This window comes from Pseudomonas knackmussii B13, from assembly GCF_000689415.1.
Taxonomy (GTDB): Bacteria; Pseudomonadota; Gammaproteobacteria; order Pseudomonadales; family Pseudomonadaceae; genus Pseudomonas; species Pseudomonas knackmussii.
In genome coordinates this window covers 94,307-117,855 of record NZ_HG322950.1, presented here as the reverse complement: position 1 = coordinate 117,855, position 23,549 = coordinate 94,307, and the positions used below count along the sequence as shown (strand labels likewise).

The window sequence follows — 23,549 nt, the reverse complement described above, 5'->3', positions numbered from 1 at the left end:
ACCTTCCCACAAGACCGCGCAGAGTAGCGGTAGCTGAACGCGCGATCAATAACTCGGCTAGCGCCGGGTGAAGCGTTGCCGACCGCCGGCCTGCAGGCCGTCGACCCAGGCCTCGCAGACCTGCACGCCCTGCTCCGGGGTGAAGGTGCTGGGGTTCAGCCCGGACTCCAGCCAGAGCCCGTCGAGCATCGCGGACAGGGCGATGGCGGCGAGCTCGGCGTCGAAATTCTTCCAGCCCTCCTCCTCGGCCAGCTGGTTCAGCGCCTGCGCCAGCAGCGCGCGGTACTCGCCATAGGAGTGGTCGTGGGCCTTGTTGATCGCCTCGGCGGTCTTCACCGCGCCCCAGAAGGCCAGCCAGGCATCGAGCAGTTGCGGGTCGAGCAGTTCGGCGCTGAAGGAGGCGCGGAAGAACGCCGACAGGCGCGCGCGGGCATCCGGTGCGGCTTCGGCGATGGCCTCGCGCAACAGCTGCATGACCCGACCGGTGACGGTCAGGTAGGCCTCGGCGACCAGCTCGTCCTTGCCCGCGTAGTGGTGGTTGATCAGCCCCACCGAGACACCCGCCTCGGCGCAGATCTTGCGGATCGACGCGCCCTGGAAGCCGTGGCGCTTCAGGCACGCCAGGGTCGCCTCGATCAGCAGCGCCTTGCGCTGTTCGGGTTCCAGCCGGGAAAAGCGCACTTCCTGGTTCATCGCCTACCGCTCCTGTCGCGCATGGCCTGTGGAGAACCCGCGCCACCAGGCGCGGACGCCGATCATCGGCGGGTTTCGCCGCAATGCGCAACAGCATATCAGCCACACCCACCCATTCGGGGAATGGCCCGCGAAGGCCGGTCGGCGGACAGTGGGCCGGCACGACCCGAACAACAACCATAGGTGGGAGTGACATGTACAAGACTCTTGCAGCAGCTCTGGGCGCGGTTTTCGCGCTAAGTCCGCTGTTCGGCCACGCGGCGGATGCCGACGGCGCCAACACGTTGCGGCTGTACAACTGGACCGACTACATCGGCGAGCACACCATCGCCGACTTCGAGAAGGCCACCGGCATCAAGGTGATCTACGACACCTTCGATTCCTACGAGACGGTACAGGGCAAGCTGCTGCCGGGGCGTTCCGGCTACGACCTGGTCGTCATCAATGCCGCCCTGGTGCCGCCGCTGCTCAAGGCCGGCGTGTTCCAGCCGCTGGACAAGAGCCAGCTGCCCAGCTGGAACAACCTCGACCCCGAAGTACTCAAGCACCTGGAGCACTACGATCCGGGCGTGAAGTACTCGGCGCCCTACACCTGGGGCAGCAACGGCATCACCTACAACATCGACAAGATCAAGCAACGCATGCCCGACGCGCCCATCGGCTCGCTGGCGATGCTGTTCGATCCGAAGGTGGTGTCGAAATTCGCCGATTGCGGCGTGACCATCATCGACTCGCCCACCGACGTGATCCCGCTGGCGCTGACCTACCTCAAGCGCGACCCGAACAGCGCCGACCCGGCCGACCTCAAGGCCGCCCAGGACCTGCTGACGTCGATCCGTCCGTATATCCGCAAGTTCGACTCCACCAGCTACCTCAACGGCCTGGCCAACGGCGACCAGTGCATGGCCATGACCTGGTCCGGCGACTACGCCACCGCCCAGGCCCGCGCCGACGAGGCCGGGGCCAAGGTCAAGCTGGGCTACTTCGTGCCCAAGGAAGGCTCGCTGATCTGGTTCGACGACTTCTACATCCCTGCCGACGCGCCGCACGTGGCCAACGCGCACAAGTTCATCGAATACATGCTGCAGCCGAAGGTGGCCGCCGACGTCAGCGACTACATCCGCTACGCCACCAGCAACGGCGCGGCCAAGCCGCTGCTCGCCGAGCAGGTGCGCAATGACCCGGCGATCTACCCGGACGCCGAGACCCGTGCCCGGCTGTTCACCCAGAAGGTCCAGGGGCTCAAGGCCACCCGCCTGATCACCCGCACCTGGGCCGCGGTGAAGACCGGAACCTGACGTTCAGGAATCCCTGTGCCCCGCCACCCGACGGCGGGGCCAGGCAAAAGGAAAGAAAGAGATGAAACCGCAAGATCGAGGTATTGCCATGACCAGCCCATCCACTGCCTTCTTCGCCCAGTTCGACGACGAAAAACTGGTCGCCGCCGACAAGGCCCACTACGTCCACGGCTACCACGTGTTCGACGACCACCGCGAAAACGGTGCTCTGAACATCGCCGCCGGCGAAGGCGCGTACATCTACGACACCAAGGGCAACCGCTACCTGGATGCCGTCGGGGGCATGTGGTGTACCAACATCGGCCTGGGCCGCGAGGAGATGGCCGAAGCCATCGCCGACCAGGTGCGCCAACTGGCCTACTCCAACCCCTTCTGCGACATGGCCAACGTCACCGCCATCCAGCTCTGCGAGAAGCTCGCCGAACTGGCCCCGGGCGACCTCGACCATGTGTTCCTCACCACCGGCGGCTCCACCGCCGTGGACACCGCCTACCGGCTGATCCAGTACTACCAGAACTGCCGCGGCAAGCATTCCAAGAAGCAGATCATCAGCCGGGTCAACGCCTACCACGGCTCGACCTTCCTCACCATGTCGCTCGGCGGCAAGGTCGCCGACCACCCGGCGGAGTTCGACTTCCTCAAGGACTTCATCCACCACATCTCCTGCCCGAACCCCTACCGCGCGCCGGAAGGGATGACCGAAGGCGACTTCCTCGAATTCCTGGTCAAGGAGTTCGAAGACAAGATCCTCGAGCTGGGCGCCGACAATGTCGCGGCCTTCTTCGCCGAGCCGATCATGGGCTCGGGCGGCGTGATCATCCCGCCGGTTGGCTACCACAAGCGCATGTGGGAGGTGTGCCAGAAGTACGACCTGCTCTACGTCGCCGACGAGGTGGTGACCTCCTTCGGCCGCCTGGGCGCGTTCTTCGCCTCCGAAGACGTGTTCGGCATGCAGCCGGACATCATCACCACCGCCAAGGGCCTGACCTCCGGCTACCTGCCGCTGGGCGCATGCATCTTCTCCGACCGCATCTGGAAGGTGATCGCCGAGCCGAACCAGGGCCGCTGCTTCAGCCACGGCTTCACCTACAGCGGCCACCCGGTCAGCTGCGTGTCGGCGCTGAAGAACATCGAGATCATCCAGCGCGAAAATCTGCTGGAGCACGTCAAGGATGTCGGCAGCTACCTGGAGCAGCGCCTGCAGGAACTGGCCGGCTTGCCGCTGGTGGGCAGCGTGCGCTGCCAGAAGCTGATGGCCTGCGTCGAGTTCGTCGCCGACAAGCGCAGCAAGACGCTGTTCCCGGAGGAGCTGAACATCGGCGAGAAGATCCACCTGCGCGCGCAGAAGCGCGGCCTGCTGGTGCGCCCGATCGTGCACCTGAACGTGATGTCGCCACCGCTGACCATCACCCACGCACAGGTCGACGAGATCGTCGACACCCTGCGCGAGGCGATCCTCGAAACCGCCGAGGACCTGAAACGCAGCGGCGACTACGCGGGGCACTGATGCGCGGAGGCGGCGCTTTGCTCCTGGTCGGCGGCACCAGTATGCTGCCGGCCATGAGCACACCGGTCACACCTCTCGACACCCCAGCCCTGCATGCCTGGCATGCGGGGCTGGCGCGCGCCATGGCCGCGGTGGCCACGGCGGAATTCCCGGCCCGCCTGGTCGAGGCGCTGAGCGCGCTGGTGCCCATCGAATCCTCGCTGTTCGGCCTCGAGAGCAAGGGCCAGCCGCCGCGCCATCTGTTCCAGCACGGCATTTCCGAGGAATACCGCGAGCCGCTGACCGAGCGCTACTACGTGCGCGGCTACCTGCTCGATCCGTTCTGCCTGGCCATGGAAGACGGCCTCGCCGAGGGCTTCTACCCGCTGGCGGAAATCGCCCCGGACGACTTCTTCAACAGCGAGTACTACAAGACCTACTACCTCAAGTGCGGCTCGGTGGAAGACAGCCACTACATCGTCGACCTCGACGGCCAGCGCAAGCTTTCCCTGTGCGTCTACCAGGGGCAAAGCGGCGCGCGCTTCAGCGACGAACACACCGAACTGCTGCGCGCTGCCCTGCCGCTGGTGCGCGAGCTGTGCCGCCAGTTCGAACGCAGCGGCGGCCTCGAATTGCTGCTGGCCGGCGGCGAGCCCGGCGCGCAGCCGACGGCGGCGCTGAACCGGCATATCCGCGCGGCCTTCATGAACTTCGGCGGCGACTGCCTGACCGAACGCGAGCGCGAGATCGCCCACCTGCTGCTGCGCGGCCACTCGGTGAAGTCCAGCGCACGCGTGCTCGACATCTCGCCGGAGACGGTGCGCATGCACCGCAAGCACCTCTACACCAAGCTGGAAATCAACTCCCAGGCGGAGCTGTTCTCGCTGTTCATCGACTGGCTGACCCGCGCCGGTTCGGCCTGACGCGCCGCTTTTCGTAGGAGCGAGCTTGCTCGCGAAGGCTCCCGCAGCGCGATGGTTCGCGAGCAAGCTCGCGCCTACAGGGGACTTCGCCGCACTTGTAGCCGCCCCACGGGCGCAGGCATCCTTACGCATTGCCCAATCGCCCTTCCGAGGAAATCCCATGTTCCGACGCTGGCTCCCCGCCCTTCTGCTGGCCGCCGCGCTGCCGCTGCACGCCGCCGAAACCAAGGTGACCTACGGCCCTGAACTTGAGCGCTTCAACTACGCCTATCCGGTGGGACACTTCAGCTTCGTCTCCCAGGGCAAGCACGTGCACATGGCCTACATCGACGTGAAGCCGGCCAAACCCAACGGTCGCACCCTGGTGCTGCTGCACGGCAAGAACTTCTGCGCCGGCACCTGGGAAGCCAGCATCGCCGCCCTCACCGGCGCCGGCTACCGCGTGGTGGCACCGGACCAGATCGGCTTCTGCAAGTCGACCAAGCCGGAACACTACCAGTACAGCTTCCAGCAGTTGGCGACCAACACCCACGCCCTGCTGGACAAGCTCAAGGTGCACGGCAAGGTGACCATGCTCGGCCACTCCACCGGCGGCATGCTCGCCACCCGCTATGCGCTGATGTACCCGCAGCAGGTCGAGCAGCTGGTGCTGGTCAACCCCATCGGCCTGGAAGACTGGAAAGCCCTCGGCGTGCCCTACCGTACCCCGGACCAGTGGTACGAGCGCGAGCTGAAGACCAACGCCGACAGCATCCGCAAATACGAGCAGGCGACCTACTACGCCGGCCAGTGGAAGCCGGAGTACGACAAGTGGGTGAACATGCTCGCCGGCCTCTACAACGGTACCGGCCACGAGCGCGTGGCGTGGAACTCGGCCTTGCAGTACGACATGATCTTCACCCAGCCGGTGGTCTACGAATTCGGCCAGATCCAGGCGCCGACCCTGCTGCTGATCGGCACCAAGGACAACACTGCGATCGGCAAGGACATAGCGCCGCCGGAACTGCGCGACAAGCTGGGCAACTACGCGGAGCTGGGCAAACGCACCGCCCAGGCGATCCCCCACGCGACCCTGGTGGAGTTCGACAACCTCGGCCACGCCCCGCAGATCCAGGACCCGCAGACCTTCCACGCGGCACTGCTCAAGGGCCTGGCGGACGTCAAGCACTAAGCCCTCGTCGGTGACAGGAGAAACGCCGGCTTCCCGCGAGGGACGCCGGCGTTTTCGTTTGGGCGGCGGATAACCCCTTCGGGGTCATTCGCCCTACGCCACCATCCGCGAATCTATCCACGCCGATGTCACCCTGTAGGAGCGCGCCATGCGCGCGATTCGCGGACAAGACCCGCTCTTACAGGATCGCGCCGCGTTTTCTCTCTACGTCATCCCCGCGAACGCGGGGACCCAGAAGTTATGTAGGAGCGAGCCATGCCTACGATTTCGCGGCCATGGGCCGCTCCTACAGGAGGAATGCGCCACCATGAAAAACGCCGGCCCCCTTGCGGGAGGCCCCGGCGTCGGAAGTGCCCGGGCCCCGTCAGCCCAGGTTCTTGCCCAGCAGCGCGTGGTACAGCTCGCTGTCGCCGAGCACGCCCACTACGCGGTTCTGTTCCTGCAGCACCAGCTTGTGGCCGGTCTGGTAGCGGATCTGCAGCGCGTCGCGCATGCGGATGCTGACGTCCACCAGGGTCGGCTCGTGCTTGAGCTTCTCCACCGGGTCGCCCGGCTGCCAACGCTGCAGGTCGATGATGTTGCTGCCCTGGCGCGCGCTCTTCACCTGGTTGGTCTCGGTGAGACCGATCCAGCAGTCGCGGCCCTGGTCGAGGCACACCTCGTCGGCCTCGTGGCGGCACTGGTCGAGGCCACGCATCAGGCTGGAACCGCACAGTACGTTGAGCGGGTTGGTGTGGGCGACGAAAGTACGCACGTAGTCGTCCGCCGGGCTGAGCACGATTTCCTCGGGCTTGCCGTGCTGGATGATGCGCCCGTCCTTCATGATCGCGATGCGCGTGCCGATCTTCAGCGCCTCGTCGAGGTCGTGGCTGACGAAGACGATGGTCTTGTGCAGCTTGCGCTGCAGCACCAGCAGTTCGTCCTGCAGCTGCTGACGAATCAGCGGGTCGAGGGCCGAGAAGGGCTCGTCCATCAGCAGGATGTCACCGTCCATGGCCAGCGCGCGGGCCAGGCCGACGCGCTGCTGCATGCCGCCGGACAGCGAGTCCGGACGCTTGTCGCGCCATTGCGTCAGGCCGACCAGCTCGAGCTTCTCGTCGATCACCTTCTTCCGCTCGGCGGCCGGGCGGCCCTGCATTTCCAGGCCGAAGCCGATGTTCTCGGCGACGGTCAGCCAGGGCATCAGGGCGAACTTCTGGAAGACCATGGCGATACGCTTGGTGCGCATGGTCTTGAGCGTCGCCGGCGAGCAGTTGGCGATATCCACCTGCTGGCCTTCGTGCTCGATCAGCAGCTTGCCGCGGCTGACCTTGTTGAGGCCGTTGATGCAGCGCAGCAGGCTCGACTTGCCGGAGCCGGACAGGCCCATCATCACGCAGATCTCGCCGCGGTTGACGTCCAGGCAGGCGTTCTCCACGCCGAGCACCTGGCCGGTGCGCTTGAGGATCTCTTCGCGGCCCATGCCCTGGTCGAGCAGGCGGATCGCTTCCTTGGTGTGGGTGCCGAAAATCACATCCACGTTTTCGAACTTGATCGCAGGCATGGTTGCTTACCTCCCCCGCAGCGAGCGCTGCTTGCACACCCGGTCGAGCAGGATGGCGAGCAGGACGATGGACAGACCGGCTTCGAAGCCCAGTGAGATGTCCGCGGTGTTCAGCGCGTTCACCACCGGCTTGCCGAGACCGTCGGCACCGACCAGAGCGGAGATCACCACCATCGACAGCGACAGCATGATGCACTGGGTGATACCGGCGGCGATGCTCGGCATGGCATGCGGCAGCTCGATGCGGCTGAGCAGCTGCCAGCGCGAGCAACCGAAGGCCTTGCCGGCGTCCAACAGCTCCGCCGGCACGTCCTGGATACCCAGGCAGGTCAGGCGGATGGGCGCGGCGATGGCGAAGATCACCGTGGAAATCAGACCCGGAACCACACCCAGGCCGAACAGCGTCAGCGTGGGGATCAGGTAGACGAAGGTCGGCACCGTCTGCATCAGGTCCAGCAGCGGACGCAGCGCCGTGTAGAACCACGGCTTATGCGCCGCGACAATGCCCAGGGGAACGCCGATGGCCACGCATACCAGTGTCGCGAAGATCACCTGGGCCAGGGTCTCCATGGTCTCCTGCCAGTAGCCCAGGTTGAGGATCAGCAGCAGCGAGGCCAGGGCGAACAAGGTCAGGCCGAAGCTGCGCTGGATGAAGTGCACCAACCCCACGATCAAGGCGGTGAGCACCAGCGGGTTGAACCACAGCAGACCGCCGGTGACGCCGTGGATGAGGAACTCGAGCACATCGGAAATCTTGTCGAAGAAGGCTGCCCCGTTACGGGTCAGCCAATCGACGAATGAGGCGATGTGCTCGCCGAGGGGGAGCTTGTGTTCAGTCAGAAACATAATGCGGGCCCATCAAGCAGGTTGGTTGCAACCGACCGCCGTCACTTGGCGAAAGCGACTTTTGCGGCTTCCAGCGCCGGCTTGCCGTCACGCGTAGTGACACCAGCCAGCCAGGCATCGAGCAGTTCCGGATGGTCCTTCAGCCAGGCCTTTGCCGCGTCTTCGGGCTTCTTGCCCTCGTTGAGCACGGCGTCCATCAGCTTGTTTTCCATGTCCAGGGTGAAGGACTGGTTCTTCAGCAGCTGGCCAACGTTGCTGCACTCCTGCAGGTAACCCTTGCGCACGTTGGTGTAGATGGTCGCACCGCCGTAGTTCGGACCGAACACGTCGTCACCGCCGGACAGGTAGTTCATCTTGAAGCGGGTGTTCATCGGGTGCGGTTCCCAGCCGAGGAACACGACCCACTGGTTGCGGCGGGTGGCGCGCTGCACCTGGGACAGCATGCCGGCCTCGCTCGACTCGACCAGCTTGAACTTGCCGAGGTTGAACTGGTTCTTGTCGATCATCCCCTGAACCAGGCGGTTGCCGTCGTTGCCCGGCTCGATGCCGTAGAGCTTGCCTTCGAGCTTGTCGGAGAACTTGCTGATGTCGGCGAAGCTCTTCAGGCCTGCGTTGTAGACGTAGTCCGGAACGGCCAGGGTGTACTTGGCGCCTTCCAGGTTGGCCTTCACGGTTTCCACCGTGCCGGCGTCGGCGTAGGGCTTGATGTCGTTGGCCATGCTCGGCATCCAGTTGCCGAGGAACACGTCGAGGTCCTTGTTGGCCAGCGACTTGTAGTTCACTGGTACGGAAAGCAAAGTCACTTTGGTGGTGTAGCCAAGCGATTCCAGCACTTGGCGAGTCGTAGCGGTGGTCACGGCGATGTCGGTCCAGCCGACGTCACCGAAACGGACCGTGCCGCACGACTCAGGTTCAGCGGCCTGAACCACCAGCGGCGCACTCAGGGACACAGCCAGCAGCAAAGACTTGCAACCTTTCATGAGCGAACTCCTCTGCGGGGTAGGGCGATCTGCGTGGATTTCTTGGTAGGGCTCCGCCGGGTAGCGGGCCCTTTCTTCGTCGATTCGGAAACGATCATGGAACAGGACGATTGCGCCGGATACCGGGTGCGTCGCAACCAGTGCAGGCGAAGTCGCATTCAGCACCAGGGGTGTCGCATCCAGTTCCGGCACCCCGCGCAGACGCTCGCGGGACGCCTCTTTCACTGCTGAACGAGCGCTTTGGAAGCGCTCTGCGCGCGGGGTGCGACACCCTTCAACCAGGCCTCGCGCACCTGCGGATTTGCCTGCAGCCAATCCTTCGCCGCCTGCCGCGGATTGCTGCGCTCGTTGAGCACCGCGTCCATCAGCTTGTTCTCCATATCCAGGTCGAACTTCAGGTTGCGCAACAGCTGCGCGACGTTCGGGCACTCATCAAGATAGCCCGCCCTGACGTTGGTATAGACGGTCGCACCGCCATAGTTGGCGCCGAAGTACTGGTCGCCGCCATCCAGGTAGTGCATCTGCAGGCGCGTGTTCATCGGATGCGGCTCCCAGCCGAGGAAGACGATGGGCTGCTTGAGCACGCCGGCACGCTTGACCGAGGCGAGCATGTCGGCCTCGCTGGATTCCACCAGCTTGAAGTCGCCCAGGCCGAAGGCCTTCTCCGCGATCATCTTCTTGATCAGCTGGTTGCCGTCGTTGCCCGGCTCGATGCCGTAGAGCTTGCCGCCCAGCTGGTCCTTGAACTTGGCGATGTCGGCGAAGCTCTTCAGGCCGGCGTCGTAGGCGTACTGCGGCACCGCCAGGGTGTACTTGGCGCCCTCGAGGTTGGCCCGCACGGTCTGCACCTGGCCCTTGTCGGCGAAGGGCTTGAGGTCGTTGGCCATGCTCGGCATCCAGTTGCCGAGGAAGACGTCGATGCGCTTCTCGGCCATGGCCTTGTAGGTGTCGGGCACGGACAGCCGCTCGACCTGGGTGCGATAGCCCTGCTCGCTGAGCAGCAGCCGGGTGACGGCGGTAGTGACGGTGATATCGGTCCAGCCGACATCGGCGAAACGCACATGGGCACAGGACGGCGGTTCGGCGGCCTGGGCCAGGCCGGCGCAGAGAACGGGTAACGCCAACAGCGACAACCGAAGACACTTCATGAGGTCAGCCTCTAGCCATTGCGGGAAGGGATCGAGCACGGGCCCGGGAACGCAACCATAGCCGTTCGTCGCCCTTTTTCCATGAAACACCCCAAGGGCTAGGACTGTCGACGAATGAATTCCCTCTATCGGGACTGCCCCACATTTATGGGCACTCGCCGAATTACCGGCCCTTATCCCCGCTTGCTCGATCGTGTCGCAAGCGACGGCGCTTTTGGATAAGGCCGGGTCGGTGCCGGACGCCGGCGTCGAGCGCGAACGGCCGATCATGCGGCGCATCGAGGGCGCGCCCAGCGGCCCACCCCTACGCCCAGTTTCCGCGGAGTCCGGCATGGCCATCAGTGTGTTCGACCTGTTCAAGATCGGTATCGGCCCCTCCAGCTCGCACACGGTCGGACCGATGCGCGCCGCCGCCCTCTACGTCGGCGCCCTGCGCGAGCGCCAGCTGCTCGGCCGCATCGAGCGCATCGAGGTGAAGCTCTACGGCTCGCTCTCCGCTACCGGCGTCGGCCACGGCACCGACCGCGCCGTGATCATGGGCCTGATGGGCGAATGGCCCGATCGCATCGACCCCACGCAGATCGCTCCGCGCATGGCCGCCCTGCTCGACAGTGGCGAGCTGAACCTGGCCGGCGAGCGGCGCATTCCCTTCGACTGGGTGCGCGACATGCGCCTGCTCGACGAGAACCTGCCCTACCACCCCAACGCCATGACCCTGCTCGCCTACGAAGGCGGCCAGGTGCTGCATGAAGACACCTACTACTCCATCGGCGGCGGCTTCGTCGTCGATGCCGAGCAGGCCGCCTCCGGCGCCCTCGACCAGGACCACACGCGCCTGCCCTACGACTTCGACAGCGCCGCCGAGCTGTTGCAGCTGTGTCGCCGCCACAACCTGCGCGTCTCCGAGCTGATGCTCGCCAACGAGCGCATGTGGCGCAGCGAGACAGAGATCCGCGAGGGCCTCAAGCACATCTGGCAGGCCATGCGCGACTGCGTCGATGCCGGCCTGCGTCACGAAGGCATCCTCCCCGGCGGCCTCAACGTGCAGCGCCGGCGCCGCGCGCCTGCACCGCAACCTGCTGGAGATCGGCAAGCCCAACGTCATCGGCTCGACCTTGAGCGCCATGGAGTGGGTCAACCTGTTCGCCCTCGCGGTGAACGAGGAGAACGCCGCCGGCGGGCGCATGGTCACCGCGCCCACCAACGGCGCGGCGGGAATCATCCCGGCGGTGCTGCACTACTACATGCGCTTCAACCCCGATGCCTCCGACGACGACGTGGTGAACTACTTCCTCGCCGCCGCCGCCGTGGGAATCCTCTGCAAGAAGAACGCCTCGATCTCCGGCGCCGAAGTCGGCTGCCAGGGCGAAGTCGGCTCGGCCTGCGCGATGGCCGCCGCCGGCCTCGCCGAAGTCCTCGGCGCCAGCCCCGAGCAGGTCGAGAACGCCGCCGAGATCGGCCTGGAGCACAACCTCGGGCTGACCTGCGACCCGGTCGGCGGGCTGGTCCAGGTGCCGTGCATCGAGCGCAACGCCATCGCCGCGGTGAAGGCCATCAACGCCGCACAGATGGCCCTGCGCGGCGACGGCCAGCACTTCATCAGCCTCGACCAGGTGATCCGCACCATGCGCGACACCGGCGCCGACATGCACGACAAGTACAAGGAAACCTCGCGCGGCGGCCTGGCCGTCAGCAGCATCGAGTGCTGACCTGATTTCGTTCATCCGCGGGCGGCTGCGCCACCTTTTGGCGCAGCGCCGCCCGACTTTCGGGCATGTCTGACAGACGTTACTTTCCGAAAATGCCGGCACTCGGCGCCGCCGAACCGAGTGCTACCAAAGTCCCCAGGCGCCCCATTCCTTAGGTAATAGCGACATTTCCCTGGTCGCATCCGCGCTCTCAAAAGCGGCCTACAGCGGTCGTTTTCTTTTTTTATTGAACGCACAATCAAGTTAGGCACGGCATTTGCCTTGTTTTAATCAAAGGCGATGACCGGTTGGTCGCACCTTGCACAAAACAACCATAAGAAAGCCCCGCCCCGGGCACCGTGACTAGCGTGAGGAGATCGGCATCATGAATGCTTACAACACCGGAGTTCCCCCGCAAAACCGAGCTCCGCAGTCCATCGGCTTCCTGCTGCTGGACAACTTCACTCTGATCTCCCTGGCCTCCGCGGTGGAACCGCTGCGCATGGCCAACCAGCTCTCCGGCCGCGAGCTGTACCGCTGGCACACCATCAGCCTCGACGGCCGCCAGGTCTGGGCCAGCGACGGTCTGCAGATCACTCCCGACGCCGGCGCCGACAACGCCCCGGCGATGGACACCCTGATCGTGGTCGGCGGCGTCGGCATCCAGCGCAGCGTCACCCGCGAACACGTCAGCTTCCTGCAGACCCAGGCGCGCCTGGGCCGCAAGCTCGGCGCCGTATGCACCGGCAGCTGGGCGCTGGCCCGCGCCGGCCTGCTCGACGGCTACGACTGCAGCGTGCACTGGGAATGCCTGGCAGCGATGCAGGAAGCCTTCCCGCGCGTGGCCATGAGCACCCGCCTGTTCTCCATCGACCGCAACCGCTTCACCTCCTCCGGCGGCACCGCGCCAATGGACATGGTGCTGCACCTGATCGGCCGCGAGCACGGCCGCGAGCTGTCGGCAGCGATCTCCGAGATGTTCATCTACGAACGCATCCGCAACGAGCAGGACCACCAGCGCGTGCCGCTCAAGCACATGCTCGGCACCAACCAGCCGAAGCTGCAGGAAATCGTCGCGCTGATGGAGGCCAACCTCGAAGAGCCGATCGACCTCGACGAGCTGGCGGTCTACGTCAACGTCTCGCGGCGCCAGCTCGAGCGGCTGTTCCAGAAGTACCTTCACTGCTCGCCGTCGCGCTACTACCTGAAGCTGCGCCTGATCCGCGCGCGCCAGCTGCTCAAGCAGACCTCGATGTCGATCATCGAAGTCGCCTCGGTCTGCGGCTTCGTCTCCACCCCGCACTTCTCCAAGTGCTACCGCGAGTACTTCGGCATCCCGCCGCGCGACGAGCGCCAGGGCCAGCCGATCGGCCAGCCAGTGATGGTCATGCCGATTCCCCAGGACCTCGCACTGATGCCTCACTCCTCGGCAATCTCGGCGCTGAGCCAGGCGCAGGGCGAATCGACCTTCGCCAGCATCAGGGTCTGACGCGCGCCACACCGGGGAATACCTGCAGGAGCGAGCTTGCTCGCGAACGGCGTTCCCTTTCCCCAACCCTCTCCCGCAAGCGGGAGAGGGAGGCGTTCGGCGCAATCCTGTAGGAGCGGATTCATCCGCGAGAATCCCCGCACCGATCCCCCGTAGGGCGCATAACCGCGAACGCGGTTATGCGCCACAGCCCCGCAAGAGAATGGCGGATAACCCCCTTGAGGTTATTCGTATATGGACTCCTCCCGGTTTGCCAGTGTTTGGCGGGGATTTCGAACCTAGGTACGACTGCGTCCGTATATCCGGCTTCATGGAGCGGTGTGGCAGCTCCCGAGCCCTGATGAAATGCGCGCCTGTATGTCTGATCGCCCTAACGGCTTTGCTTCACGGCAGCAGGGAGCCCGCGGATAACCCAGGTTTCATACAGGCCGGTTCGACCGGTTCGTCATCAATGCCATTCACTGTGCAATCGTGGTGGAGCGTTTCTACAGCGGTGTTGCCGGTAACGCTCAGGCGGGTTGGTAGGTGGTTTCCCGACTGAGCAGGGCCCAGACGATCCGGGCATTCTTGTTGGCCAGGGCAACGGCGACGGCGTTGGCATTGCATCGTTGCAACAGGCCTTGCAGCCAGCGACTGCGAGCATCGGTCTTGTTGGCGCAACAGCGTACGACCGAGCGGGAGCCATGGGTGAACAGGGTGCGCAGGTAGGTATCGCCACGCTTGGTGATCCCGCCCAGGCGCTGCTGCCCGCCCGTGGAGTGTTGCCGTGGCACCAGGCCCAGCCAGGCCGCGAACTGACGCGCCGTGCGGAATTGCCGGGCATCGCCGACCGCTGCCACCACCGCGCTGGCGGTGAGCGGGCCGATGCCTTCCACGGCCAGCAGGCGCTGGATGCGCGCATCCTCGCGCGCACTGCGCTTGATCACTCGCTCCAGTCGCTCGATGCGGGCATCCAGCGCCTGCAACTCCTCTTTCAAGCCGCTCAACAACTCGCCCATCGGCGCCGGCGAGGGCACCGGCTCAGCAGCGGTGACCGTCTCGAGCAGTTCGACCGTCGCCGCGCGCCCGCGTCGGCTGGCGATCAGGCCGAATTCGCCGAGCAAGCCGCGAATTTCGTTGCACAGTGCCGTACGGGCCCGGACCAGACGGCTGCGAATGCGATGCACGGACTGCCCGGCCTGCTGCTGCGCACTCTTCACCGGCACAAAGCGCATGCTCGGACGGCTGGCCGCCTCGCAGATCGCTTCGGCATCGTGGGCATCGTGTTTGTCACCCTTGACGTAAGGTTTGACGAACTGCGGTGCAATCAAGCGGACCTCGTGCCCCAGCCCCTGCAGCTCTCGCGCCCAATAGTGCGCACTGCCGCAGGCCTCCATCGCCACCAGGCAGGGTGCCAGCTGGCGAAAGAAATCCAGCATCTGCGCCCGCTTGAGCTGCCGCCGGCACACCACGCGCTCGTGGCTATCGACGCCGTGCACCTGAAATACCTGCTTTGCCAGATCCAGACCAACGCGACTAATGTTCATGCTGACTCCCCCTCCGGGACTTGTGGCTACACCATCAGTCTGGCGCTTGACGCCGTAGGAGGGAGGAGTCCATTTCATTGCCCTACAGGCTCAGCAGTCGTGCCGTGCGGTTCGCGAGCAAGCTCGCTCGCTCCTGTGTGGGAAATTCGCGGATGAGATCCGCTCCTACAAGGGAGTGGGAATTGGCTCAGGCGCCTTCCGCCACGCTGCTCGCCACGCACTTGTCGCGGCCGCTGCGCTTGGCTTCGAGCATCGCCGCGTCGGCGCGGCTGAGGGTCTGGGAGTAGCTCTCGCCCAGGCGGTATTCGGCGACGCCGAAGCTCGCCGTCACCGACAGCGCGTCGGTGCCCACGCGCACGGCCAGCGAACGGATGTCGTTGCGCACGCGGTCGATCACCTGGCCGGCGTCCACCAGGCGGGTTTCCGGCAGCAGCAGGAGGAATTCCTCGCCGCCCCAGCGGCCGCAGAGGTCGTATTGGCGTAGCGCCGCCTGCATGGCGCGGCCGATTTCCACCAGCACGCGGTCGCCGACTTCGTGACCCCAGTTGTCGTTGACGTTCTTGAAGTGGTCCACGTCGAGGATCGCCAGCACATAGGGTTTGCCGGAGCGCTGGGCGCGCTCGCTTTCCTCGCGCAGGCGCTCCATCAGCAGGCGGCGGTTGCCGATGCCGGTCAGTGGATCGTGGGTGGAGGCTTCCTTCAGCGCGAGGTTCAGGTCGCGCATCATGTTCTGGTAGCGATCGGAGATCCGCGCGACCTTTTCCAGCTGCCGCAGCTGCTTGTGGTAGCGCTCGGAAAGCGTGCTGTTCTGCGCCCGCGCCATCGACTGGAAGCCGTCGGAAATGCGCGCGATGCGCTCCAGCCGCGCGAGCTGTTCGAGGGACTGCTGGTGCTTGAGGAGCAGGGCCTCGCGCAGCGGATGGCCGACGTATTCCGGGTCGGCCAGCAATTCCTCGATCAACAGGTCCAGCTCGCGTTCGCTGTTCATGGCGTCACTCGTCGTAGGGCTGTATGACGAAGGGGAAGGTGCAGTCTTCGCGGAATTCCTCGGCCAGCTCGGCGACGCGCTCGTTGCGGCGGTCGTAGTGCCAGCTGACCTGGGTCTGGCGGCCTTTGCCGTGAGCTTCCTCGAGCAGGTCGAAGATGTCCATCATCGCCTTGATCGAGCTGGTGTTCAGGTACAGCAGGCGCAGGTCGAGGCTCAGCGGGCGGCTTTCCTGGGCGAGGAAGCGCTCGACCCACTCGATCACCTGGCCGAAGAGTTCGTAGGAGTTCTCGGGATAGGAGTCGCCCTGCATGGCCAGGACGCCGGCCTGCCAGTCGCCATTGATCGACGGAGTGGACTGGGTGCCGGTGATGTGAAGGTCGCTCATGGCGTTGTGTTCCTGAAGCCGTGGTCAGATCACGGCGCGCAGACTGAAGAAGGCGCGCCCGTCGGGTTGTTCGGTAAGGGTGGTCTGCAGCGGTTCGCTCGACTTGCGGGCGATGTCCAGCAGGCCGAGCCCGGCGCCGCTGGTGGCCTCGGCATCGCGCGGCCGGCGCAGTTGCTCCTTGTAGGCAGCCTTGAGCTGCACCTTGTCGAGGTCGGCGATGGCCTCGATGCTGCGCACCAGGCTTTGGCCGTCTTCCAGTTCCACCAGGTTGCCGGCGGATACCACGTAGTGGCCGTCGTCGTTGCGGGCGATGGCCACGGTGGCCGAGGCGTCCTGCTCGCCGTAGCCGCGCATCGCCGCATAGTGGCGGATGTTCTGGGTCATCTCGATGTACACCGCGAAGACATCCATGGCCTCGCTGGGATGGGCCTGCTCGGCCTGCATGTAGTTGCGCAGGGCATGACCGATCTCCTCGATCAGGCTCCGCGAGATGGGCCCGTTGAAGCACAGCAGGATACGTTGCCGGGTGTAGCTTTCACGCATGGCCAACAGGTCAAGTGTCTGCATGGCGCACTCCTACTCGAAGCGGAAGGACAGGATGGTGATGTCGTCGCGTTGCGGCCGCTCGCCCTGGTAGTCGGCCAGGGTAGCGGCAAATACCCGCGCCTGCTCGGCCAATGGCAGGCGCGAATGCTCGCGCAGCAGGGCGGCGAAGCGGCTGTTGCCGAAGCCGAAACCGTGCTCGCCGCCGGCCTGGTCGAGGAAGCCGTCGGTGCACAGGTAGAAGGTCCAGCCCGGCTCCAGCGCCAGCTCGACGTTCTCGTATTCGCCCTGGCGCTTGTCGCCGATGGCGCGGCGGCCGCCCTTGTACTCGCGGACCTCCTCGCCGTTGCTGGCGAACAGCGAGATCTTCGCCCCGGCGAAGTGCAGCAGGCGGCGTTCGTGGTCGATGCGGACGAAACCGGCGTCCATGTTCGTGGCCAGCGCCTGGGTAACCTGCTCCTGGCTGAGCATGCCGCGGATCACCTGGTCGGTCTCGCGCAGGATCGACGCCGGGTCGTGGCTCTGCACGCTGTCGATGGCGTGGTCGATGGCGGCCAGCGCGAGCATGGTCATGAGCGCGCCGGGCACGCCGTGGCCGGCGCAGTCGACCACGCCCATCAGGCTGTCGGCAGTGCCTTCGCGGTAGATGTAGAAGTCGCCGCCGACCACGTCGCGCGGTTTCCACAGGACGAAATGGTGGGCGCCGAGGGATGCCTGCAGCTGGCGGTCGGGCAGGATCGCGCGCTGGATCAGGCTGGCGTAGTCGATGGAGTCGCCGATCTTCTTCTGCGCCGCGGCCATCTCGCGGTTGGCGAGCTCCAGCGCCTGGGTGCGCTGGCGCACCTTGTCCTCGAGGTCCTCGGTGTGCCGGCGGACCTGCTCGGCCATGCTCGAAAACGCCACCGACAGTTCGCCGATCTCGTCGCCGCGCGCCTTGGGCAGGGGGCTGTCGTAGTTCCCGGCGGCGATCGCCTTGGCCGACTGGCGCAGGCCGCGCAGCGGCTTGAGCACCAGCAGTTCGACGGTGTAGGCAAAGCCCAGCAGGAGGATCGCCAGCAGCCCAACAAGGGTGCCCACCAGCGGCCAGATCCAGCGGCTGTCGAGCACCTGCGCGGCGTGCAGGTCGACGGCGCTGAGCACATGCCAACGCAGCTCGGGAATGTAGGCAGTGGCCAGCAGCTGGCGCTTGCCGCCAAGGGTCGCCCAGAAGGTGCGCACCTCGCCGGGATGCGCCTGGGCGTCGTCCATCACTCCGCGCAGGCCACGGCGCTCGTCGTCGCTGCCGAGCAGGTCGAACACCTTGTGCTGCGCGCCGCCCCCGGTTCCGGCGCCGGAGCTGTAGGCGATCAGCTGCTTGTCCGGATGCGCCTGGATGGCGCCGTCGGCGTCGACGATCATCGCGGTCACGCCCGGTTCGCGGCGCGAGATGAACTGGTCGAGGAAGTTGGTCAGGTCCAGCCCGCCGCCGGCCAGGCCGACCTTGCGGTTGCCGGCGATCACCTGGACGTTGAACCAGACCTTGGTGGCGCGCAGCTTGGCGTCGTAGTTGACGTTGATGTTGTACGGCGCATCGCTGCGCATGGTCGCGAAGTACCAGCTGTCCTGCGGGTCGTCGGCGCTCAGGGTGTAGCGCGGGGCGTTGGACAGCGGCGCGGTGGAGTCGTTGAAGTAGTAGTGGCGGGAAGCATCAACGATGACGAAGTAGGAATACTCGCCGAGATCACCGCGGTAGCCTTCGGCCTCGCGGAAGAAGCGCGTGCGGCGCTCGGAATTGCCTTCCTCGAGCAGCCAGTCCTGGGTCACCACCGACTCGGCGAGACGCCGCGACAGCGACAGCTCGCGGATCACCGGCGCGAGAATCTTCTGCTGGTTGAGCAGGGTGAAGTTCTTCGCGTACGCCAGACCGAAGTGGGTACGGATGTCCTCCATCGCCTTCCAGCCGAGCAGCACGGCGGGCACCAGCGCCAGAACGCAGGCCAGCAATAGCGCCACTACCGATTTGCCGCGCAACCCCCACCTTGCCGCCATGGCCGTCCCCAGAAGTCCCGATCGCCGAATCTAGTGTCGTTCTTTTGGCGAAAACGTAATTGTGCAGCCGTACAAGAACGCAGGCAACGCATATTGACATCAGATTGCCATTGTTTTGACGCCACGCAATTGACCCGGGAATTCTAGACGCGATTGCCGCCGCCGCTATGTCGAGCCTGTAGCAAAAGTGCGCCAGCTATCGCTTCCAGCGGCAGCACCTGCTGCACCGCGCCCAGCTCGACCGCCTCGCGGGGCATGCCGTAGACCACGCAGCTGGCTTCGTCCTGGGCGACGGTGAAGCCGCCGGCCTGGCGGATATTCAGCAGGCCGCGGGCGCCGTCCTTGCCCATGCCGGTGAGCAGCGCCGCCAGCAGGTTGCGCCCGGCGCAGCGGGCGAGGGAGTCGAAGAGCACGTCCACCGCCGGCCGATGGCCGTTGACCGCCGGCGCCTGGTTGAGCCGGGCGACGTAGTTGGCGCCGCTGCGCTCGACCCACAGGTGATAGTCGCCCGGAGCGATCAGCACCTGGCCGGGGAGGATGCGGTCGCCGTCGCCAGCCTCGCGCACCTGCAGGCGCGTCTGCCGGTTCAGCCGCTCGGCATAGGATCGGGTGAAGCCCGGCGGCATGTGCAGGGTCACCACCGTCCCCGGGCAGTCCGGCGGCAAGCCGAGCAGGACTTCCTTGATCGCCTCGGTGCCGCCAGTGGAGGCGCCGATGGCGATGATCTTCTCGGTGCTCAGCAACGGCCCGAGGGCCGCGCAAGGCGTGGGCGCCGCGCGCCGCTGGCCGCCCCGCGCGCGGGCGGCGGCCTTGAGCTTGGCGCGGATCTCCTCGGCATAAGCCTGCATGCCTTCGGCGATGCCCAGGCGCGGCTTGGCGACGAAATCGACGGCGCCTAGCTCCAGCGCCCGCAAGGTCGCCTCCGAGCCCTTTTCGGTAAGCGACGAGACCATCACCACCGGCGTCGGCCGGCCCTTCATCAGCTTGTCGAGGAAGGTCAGGCCGTCCATGCGCGGCATTTCCACGTCCAGGGTCAGCACGTCCGGCGCATGCTGCTTGATCAGGTCACGGGCGACGTAGGCGTCCGGCGCGCCACCGACCCACTGCAGCTCGGGGTCGGCCTGGATGATGTCCTTGAGCAGGCTGCGGATCAGCGCCGAGTCATCCACCACCAGTACTTTCGCCGGCATCGCGCACCTCCTAGAAAATATCGACGCCACCGTCGCGCGCCCGGGTGCTGAGCACGCGCTGGTAGTCGGACTCGCGCTGCAGCACGGTGTCGTTGGCCAGCACATGCAGCTTGCGCAGCAGCACGCGGCCGCTGGCGGGAAAGAAGTAGAGCTTGCGCGGATAGACGTCGAGCAGGTCCTGGGCAACGACCGGAATCTGTTCGGTGTGCAGGTAGTCGAGGACGAAATCGACGTTGCGCTGGCCGACGTCGGCGCTGAGGTTCTGCAGCACCGAGGCGCCGCCGAATACCTTGGCCTCGAAGTGCCGGCGCTGCCCGCCTAGGCGCTGCAGCTGGCTTATCAGCAGGTCCATCGCATGCACGCCGTAGCGCGCCGAACTGGACAGCAGCGGGTTGGTGCCGGTATCGCCGGGCAGCATGAAATGGTTCATCCCGCCCAGCTTGTTGATCGTGTCGTACAGGCACACCGAGACGCAGGAACCGAGCACCGTGACCAGCAGCAAGTCGTCGGCGGTGGCGAAGCATTCGCCGGGCAACAGCTTGACCGCCTCGCGGCCGAAGCGCGGGTCGTGGTAGCGGTTGAGCTGCGCCGCGCCCATCTCAACGGGCCGCCACGCGCTGGTAGGTGCTGCGGCCCACGGCGCGCACCAGGTGGCCGGCGTGCACGAAGTTCTCCGAATGGCCGGCGAAGAACAGTCCGTCCGGCCGCAGCAGGCGCACCAGGCGTTCGAGCAGGGCGGTCTGGGTGGGCTTGTCGAAATAGATCATCACGTTGCGGCAGAAGATCGCGTCGAACTCGCCCTGCACGTCCCAGCGCGCATCGAGCAGGTTGATCTGCTGGAACCTCACCAGCTCGCGCAGCTCCGGCACCACCCGCACCTTGCCGGCATTGGGCCCGCTGCCGCGCTGGAAGAAGCGCTGCTTGCGCGCCAGCTCCAGGGACTCCACGCGGTCCAGCGGATAGATGCCCTGGCGCGCGGTATCCAGCACCCGGGTGTCGATGTCCGAAGCAAGGATCTGTACCGGTGCCTGGAAACTGCCGAAGGCCTCGACTAGGGTCATGGCCATCGAGTACGGCTCCTCGCCGGTGCTGGAGGCGGACGACCAGAAGCGCAGCGGCCGATGCCGGCGCGCGGGATCGCGTGCCAGGGTGGCGAGGGTGTCGAAGTGATGCCGCTCGCGGAAGAAGGCGGTGAGGTTGGTGGTCAGCGCGTTGACGAACTGCTGCCACTCCTCGTCGTTCTCCGCCAGGTAGGCGAGGTAGGCGCCGAAGCTGTCCAGGCGCAGCGCCCGCAGGCGCCGGGACAGGCGGCTGTAGACCAGCTGCTCCTTGCTCTCGGACAGGCTGATGCCGGTGCGCCGGTAGAGCACCTGGCGCACCTGCAGGAAGTCGCGGCGGGTGTAGAGGAACTCGTGGCCGCCGGGGTTCGGCAGGGTGATACCGCTCATGACTGCTTTCCTTTGCCGGCCATCGGGGAACCTGTAGGAGCGAGCTTGCTCGCGAACGAATTCCGCAGCGGGGTCCGTTCGCGAGCAAGCTCGCTCCTACGAAAAGCACCTTGGTGCCGGCCGAATGGCCGTCACGAAGTCGCAACGCCCGTCAGAACTCCTCCCAATCCTCATCCTTCTTCGCCCGGCCAACCTTGGCCAGGCCGCGTGCAGCACGCGAACTCGGCTGCGGTGCGGCGACCGGCGCCGGACGTGCCGCCGCCAGCGGGACCACGCGGGGCAGGTCGTCGAGCTTGAACACCGCGACCGACTGGTTGAGCATGCCGGCCTGCTCCTGCAGGGCTTCGGCCGAGGCCGCCGCCTCTACCACCAGCGCGGCGTTCTGCTGGGTCATCTCGTCCATTTGCGACACCGCGCTGTTGACCTCCTCGATACCGCTGCTCTGCTCGGCGCTGGCCGCGGCGATCTCGGCCATGATGTCGGTCACCCGCTTGATCGCGATCACGATGTCGCTCATGGTCTGGCCGGCCTGGGCCACCAGGGTGTTGCCGCTCTCCACCTTGTCCACCGAGTCGGAGATCAGCGTCTTGATCTCCTTGGCCGCCGCCGCCGAACGCTGCGCCAGCGTACGCACCTCACCCGCTACTACAGCGAAACCGCGCCCCTGCTCACCGGCACGTGCCGCTTCCACTGCCGCGTTCAGCGCGAGGATGTTGGTCTGGAAGGCGATGCCGTCGATGACCCCGATGATGTCGGCGATCTTGCGTGCCGAGTCGTTGATTGCCGACATGGTGCCAACCACCTTCTGCACCACGTTGCCGCCCTCGGTGGCGACTTCCGATGCGTTCACCGCCAGCGAGTTGGCCTGCCGCGCGTTCTCCGCGTTGAGCTTCACGGTGCTGGTCAGCTCTTCCATGCTCGAGGCGGTTTCCTCCAGGCTGGAGGCCTGCTGCTCGGTGCGGGTCGACAGCTCGGTGTTGCCGCTGGCGATCTCGCCGGCCGCGGTGTTGATGGTGTCGGCCGCTTCGCGGATCTGCCCGAGCATCCGCGAGAGGCTCTGCGCGGTGTTGTTGGAGTAGTCCTTGAGCTCGCCGAAGGTGCCCTGGTAGTCGGCCTCGATGCGCTGGGTGAGGTCGCCCTGGGCCAGCGCAGCGAGCATCCGCGAAACGTCCTTCAGGCCTTTGTCGGCGGTGTCTACCAGGCTGTTCAGGCCGGTGGCCAGCTTGAGGAAGAAGCCTTCCTTGTTGGCCTGGTCGATGCGCTTGCTGAAGTCGCCGGCGGCGGCCGCCTCGACCAGCTGCGAAACCTCCTGCTCGGCGCGGAACTCCTCGGTGCGGTCGGTCCACTGCACCGCCGAGCCCAGGCGCTGGCCGGCATCGTTGAACACCGGCACCACGTCGAGGGCGAAGCGCCGCCCGCCCAGGCTGAGCTCGGCCTTATGCGGCGCGCTCAGGTGCGCCAGCATGTTGCGCTGGTGCGCCGGGTTCTTGTGGAAGATGTCGATGTTGGCGCCCATCAGCTTGCTGGCGTTGAAGTTCGGCAGCTGCTTGCGGATGTCCGCCTCGGCGCGGCTGAGCATCTCGCTCACGGTGCGGTTCATGTAGATGATGTCGAGGTCGTTGTCGGCGATCATCACGTTGGCCGAGACGTTATCCAGCGCACTCTTGATCCGCGCGTTGTAGTCCGCGGCATCGGCATTGGCCTTGAGCGCGTCGCGCACGCCGTCGATGGCCTCGGTGATCTGCGCCTTCTTGCCCGGCAGGCGGTCCATGTCGACGCTGAAATCGCCTCGGCCATAGGCGGTGACCGTCGCGACCACGCGCATCTTCACCGCGATGTGCGCCGCCACCAGCTCGTTGATGCCCTGGGCGATGCGCGCCGGGCGGCCGTCGAGCCTGGCCACCGGGATCACCTCGTCGATCCAGCCGGCGTCGTGCTGGCGGGTCATCTCCGCCAGGCCCGCTTCCAGCACCTGCACCTGCTCCTGCTCGATACGCTGCTGGCGAAGCACCTTCTGCACTTCGCGCAGGCCTTCGTAGAGGCGTTCGTAGCCGGGCGCCGGCGCCTCGCCGATGGCGGCGTCGAGACGGCCCTCGGCCAGCGACTGGAGGACAGCGGTGATGCGATCGGCGCGCTGCTGCGCCACGGCGTGTGCGTTGAACAGTCCCATCTTCTC

General features: G+C 65.9%; 19 protein-coding genes and 1 pseudogene. 6 read left to right on the top strand and 14 right to left on the bottom strand.

Annotation, left to right across the window (positions count from 1 at the left end):
- Positions 1-57: 57 nt before the first annotated feature.
- Positions 58-693 (bottom strand): TetR family transcriptional regulator C-terminal domain-containing protein, encoded by a 636-nt coding sequence (locus tag PKB_RS00565; protein WP_043248131.1) that lies wholly within the window; start codon positions 691-693, stop codon positions 58-60.
- Positions 694-887: 194 nt separating this feature from the next.
- Here PKB_RS00565 and PKB_RS00560 point away from each other — a divergent pair, with 194 nt between their 5' ends.
- The 4 genes from PKB_RS00560 (at position 888) to PKB_RS00545 (ending at position 5,571) form a co-directional block, all read left to right on the top strand.
- Complete coding sequence (locus tag PKB_RS00560; protein WP_043248129.1) at positions 888-1,991, top strand: polyamine ABC transporter substrate-binding protein; 1,104 nt, start codon at positions 888-890, stop codon at positions 1,989-1,991.
- A gap of 88 nt (positions 1,992-2,079) precedes the next feature.
- Positions 2,080-3,498, top strand: coding sequence for an aminotransferase (locus PKB_RS00555; protein WP_043256773.1), 1,419 nt, complete (start codon positions 2,080-2,082; stop codon positions 3,496-3,498).
- 41 nt (positions 3,499-3,539) lie between these two features.
- Positions 3,540-4,400: a helix-turn-helix transcriptional regulator gene (locus tag PKB_RS00550; RefSeq protein ID WP_043256771.1), complete on the top strand. Its 861-nt coding sequence runs from the start codon at positions 3,540-3,542 to the stop codon at positions 4,398-4,400.
- 160 nt (positions 4,401-4,560) lie between these two features.
- Positions 4,561-5,571: an alpha/beta fold hydrolase gene (locus tag PKB_RS00545; RefSeq protein WP_043248127.1), complete on the top strand. Its 1,011-nt coding sequence runs from the start codon at positions 4,561-4,563 to the stop codon at positions 5,569-5,571.
- A 364-nt stretch (positions 5,572-5,935) separates the two neighbouring features.
- On the opposite strand, the gene choV is transcribed toward PKB_RS00545, so the two are convergent.
- The 4 genes from choV to choX form a co-directional block, all read right to left on the bottom strand.
- Positions 5,936-7,114 carry a choline ABC transporter ATP-binding protein gene (gene choV, locus PKB_RS00540; RefSeq protein WP_043248125.1) on the bottom strand — a complete coding sequence of 393 codons (1,179 nt, stop codon included), beginning with the start codon at positions 7,112-7,114 and terminating at the stop codon, positions 5,936-5,938.
- 6 nt (positions 7,115-7,120) lie between these two features.
- Positions 7,121-7,960 carry a choline ABC transporter permease subunit gene (gene choW, locus PKB_RS00535; protein WP_043248123.1) on the bottom strand — a complete coding sequence of 280 codons (840 nt, stop codon included), beginning with the start codon at positions 7,958-7,960 and terminating at the stop codon, positions 7,121-7,123.
- Between the two features lie 41 nt (positions 7,961-8,001).
- Positions 8,002-8,940, bottom strand: a complete 939-nt coding sequence (locus PKB_RS00530; protein ID WP_043248121.1) for a choline ABC transporter substrate-binding protein — start codon at positions 8,938-8,940, stop codon at positions 8,002-8,004.
- A 221-nt stretch (positions 8,941-9,161) separates the two neighbouring features.
- The gene (gene choX, locus PKB_RS00525; RefSeq protein WP_422613544.1) at positions 9,162-10,037 is read right to left on the bottom strand and encodes a choline ABC transporter substrate-binding protein; all 876 of its coding nucleotides are present in this window, start codon (positions 10,035-10,037) and stop codon (positions 9,162-9,164) included.
- A 382-nt stretch (positions 10,038-10,419) separates the two neighbouring features.
- Between choX and PKB_RS00520 the strand changes: the two are divergent.
- Together PKB_RS00520 and gbdR are read left to right on the top strand one after the other, a co-directional pair.
- A pseudogene (locus PKB_RS00520) lies at positions 10,420-11,797 on the top strand (L-serine ammonia-lyase).
- A 364-nt stretch (positions 11,798-12,161) separates the two neighbouring features.
- On the top strand, positions 12,162-13,265 hold the full coding sequence (gene gbdR / locus PKB_RS00515; RefSeq protein WP_043248118.1) for a choline metabolism transcriptional regulator GbdR: 1,104 nt from the start codon (positions 12,162-12,164) through the stop codon (positions 13,263-13,265).
- Between the two features lie 509 nt (positions 13,266-13,774).
- Here gbdR and PKB_RS00510 read toward each other — a convergent pair.
- The 9 genes from PKB_RS00510 to PKB_RS00470 all read right to left on the bottom strand — a co-directional run bounded on the left by PKB_RS00510 (position 13,775) and on the right by PKB_RS00470 (position 23,543).
- Positions 13,775-14,791 (bottom strand): IS110 family RNA-guided transposase, encoded by a 1,017-nt coding sequence (locus tag PKB_RS00510; RefSeq protein WP_043248116.1) that lies wholly within the window; start codon positions 14,789-14,791, stop codon positions 13,775-13,777.
- Positions 14,792-14,978: 187 nt separating this feature from the next.
- Positions 14,979-15,779 (bottom strand): biofilm regulation diguanylate cyclase SiaD, encoded by an 801-nt coding sequence (siaD, locus tag PKB_RS00505; RefSeq protein ID WP_043248115.1) that lies wholly within the window; start codon positions 15,777-15,779, stop codon positions 14,979-14,981.
- A gap of 4 nt (positions 15,780-15,783) precedes the next feature.
- Positions 15,784-16,164, bottom strand: coding sequence for a biofilm regulation phosphoprotein SiaC (gene siaC, locus PKB_RS00500; RefSeq protein WP_043248113.1), 381 nt, complete (start codon positions 16,162-16,164; stop codon positions 15,784-15,786).
- 24 nt (positions 16,165-16,188) lie between these two features.
- Positions 16,189-16,731: a biofilm regulation protein kinase SiaB gene (siaB, locus tag PKB_RS00495; protein ID WP_043248111.1), complete on the bottom strand. Its 543-nt coding sequence runs from the start codon at positions 16,729-16,731 to the stop codon at positions 16,189-16,191.
- 9 nt (positions 16,732-16,740) lie between these two features.
- A complete protein-coding gene (gene siaA, locus PKB_RS00490) occupies positions 16,741-18,735 on the bottom strand; it encodes a biofilm regulation protein phosphatase SiaA (protein WP_052355137.1) in 1,995 nt (664 codons plus the stop codon).
- Positions 18,736-18,878: 143 nt separating this feature from the next.
- A complete protein-coding gene (locus PKB_RS00485) occupies positions 18,879-19,925 on the bottom strand; it encodes a protein-glutamate methylesterase/protein-glutamine glutaminase (protein ID WP_043248109.1) in 1,047 nt (348 codons plus the stop codon).
- 10 nt (positions 19,926-19,935) lie between these two features.
- Positions 19,936-20,523 (bottom strand): chemoreceptor glutamine deamidase CheD, encoded by a 588-nt coding sequence (gene cheD / locus PKB_RS00480; protein ID WP_043248107.1) that lies wholly within the window; start codon positions 20,521-20,523, stop codon positions 19,936-19,938.
- A gap of 1 nt (position 20,524) precedes the next feature.
- Positions 20,525-21,373 (bottom strand): CheR family methyltransferase, encoded by an 849-nt coding sequence (locus tag PKB_RS00475; protein WP_043248105.1) that lies wholly within the window; start codon positions 21,371-21,373, stop codon positions 20,525-20,527.
- 151 nt (positions 21,374-21,524) lie between these two features.
- The gene (locus PKB_RS00470; RefSeq protein ID WP_043248103.1) at positions 21,525-23,543 is read right to left on the bottom strand and encodes a methyl-accepting chemotaxis protein; all 2,019 of its coding nucleotides are present in this window, start codon (positions 23,541-23,543) and stop codon (positions 21,525-21,527) included.
- Positions 23,544-23,549: the final 6 nt, after the last annotated feature.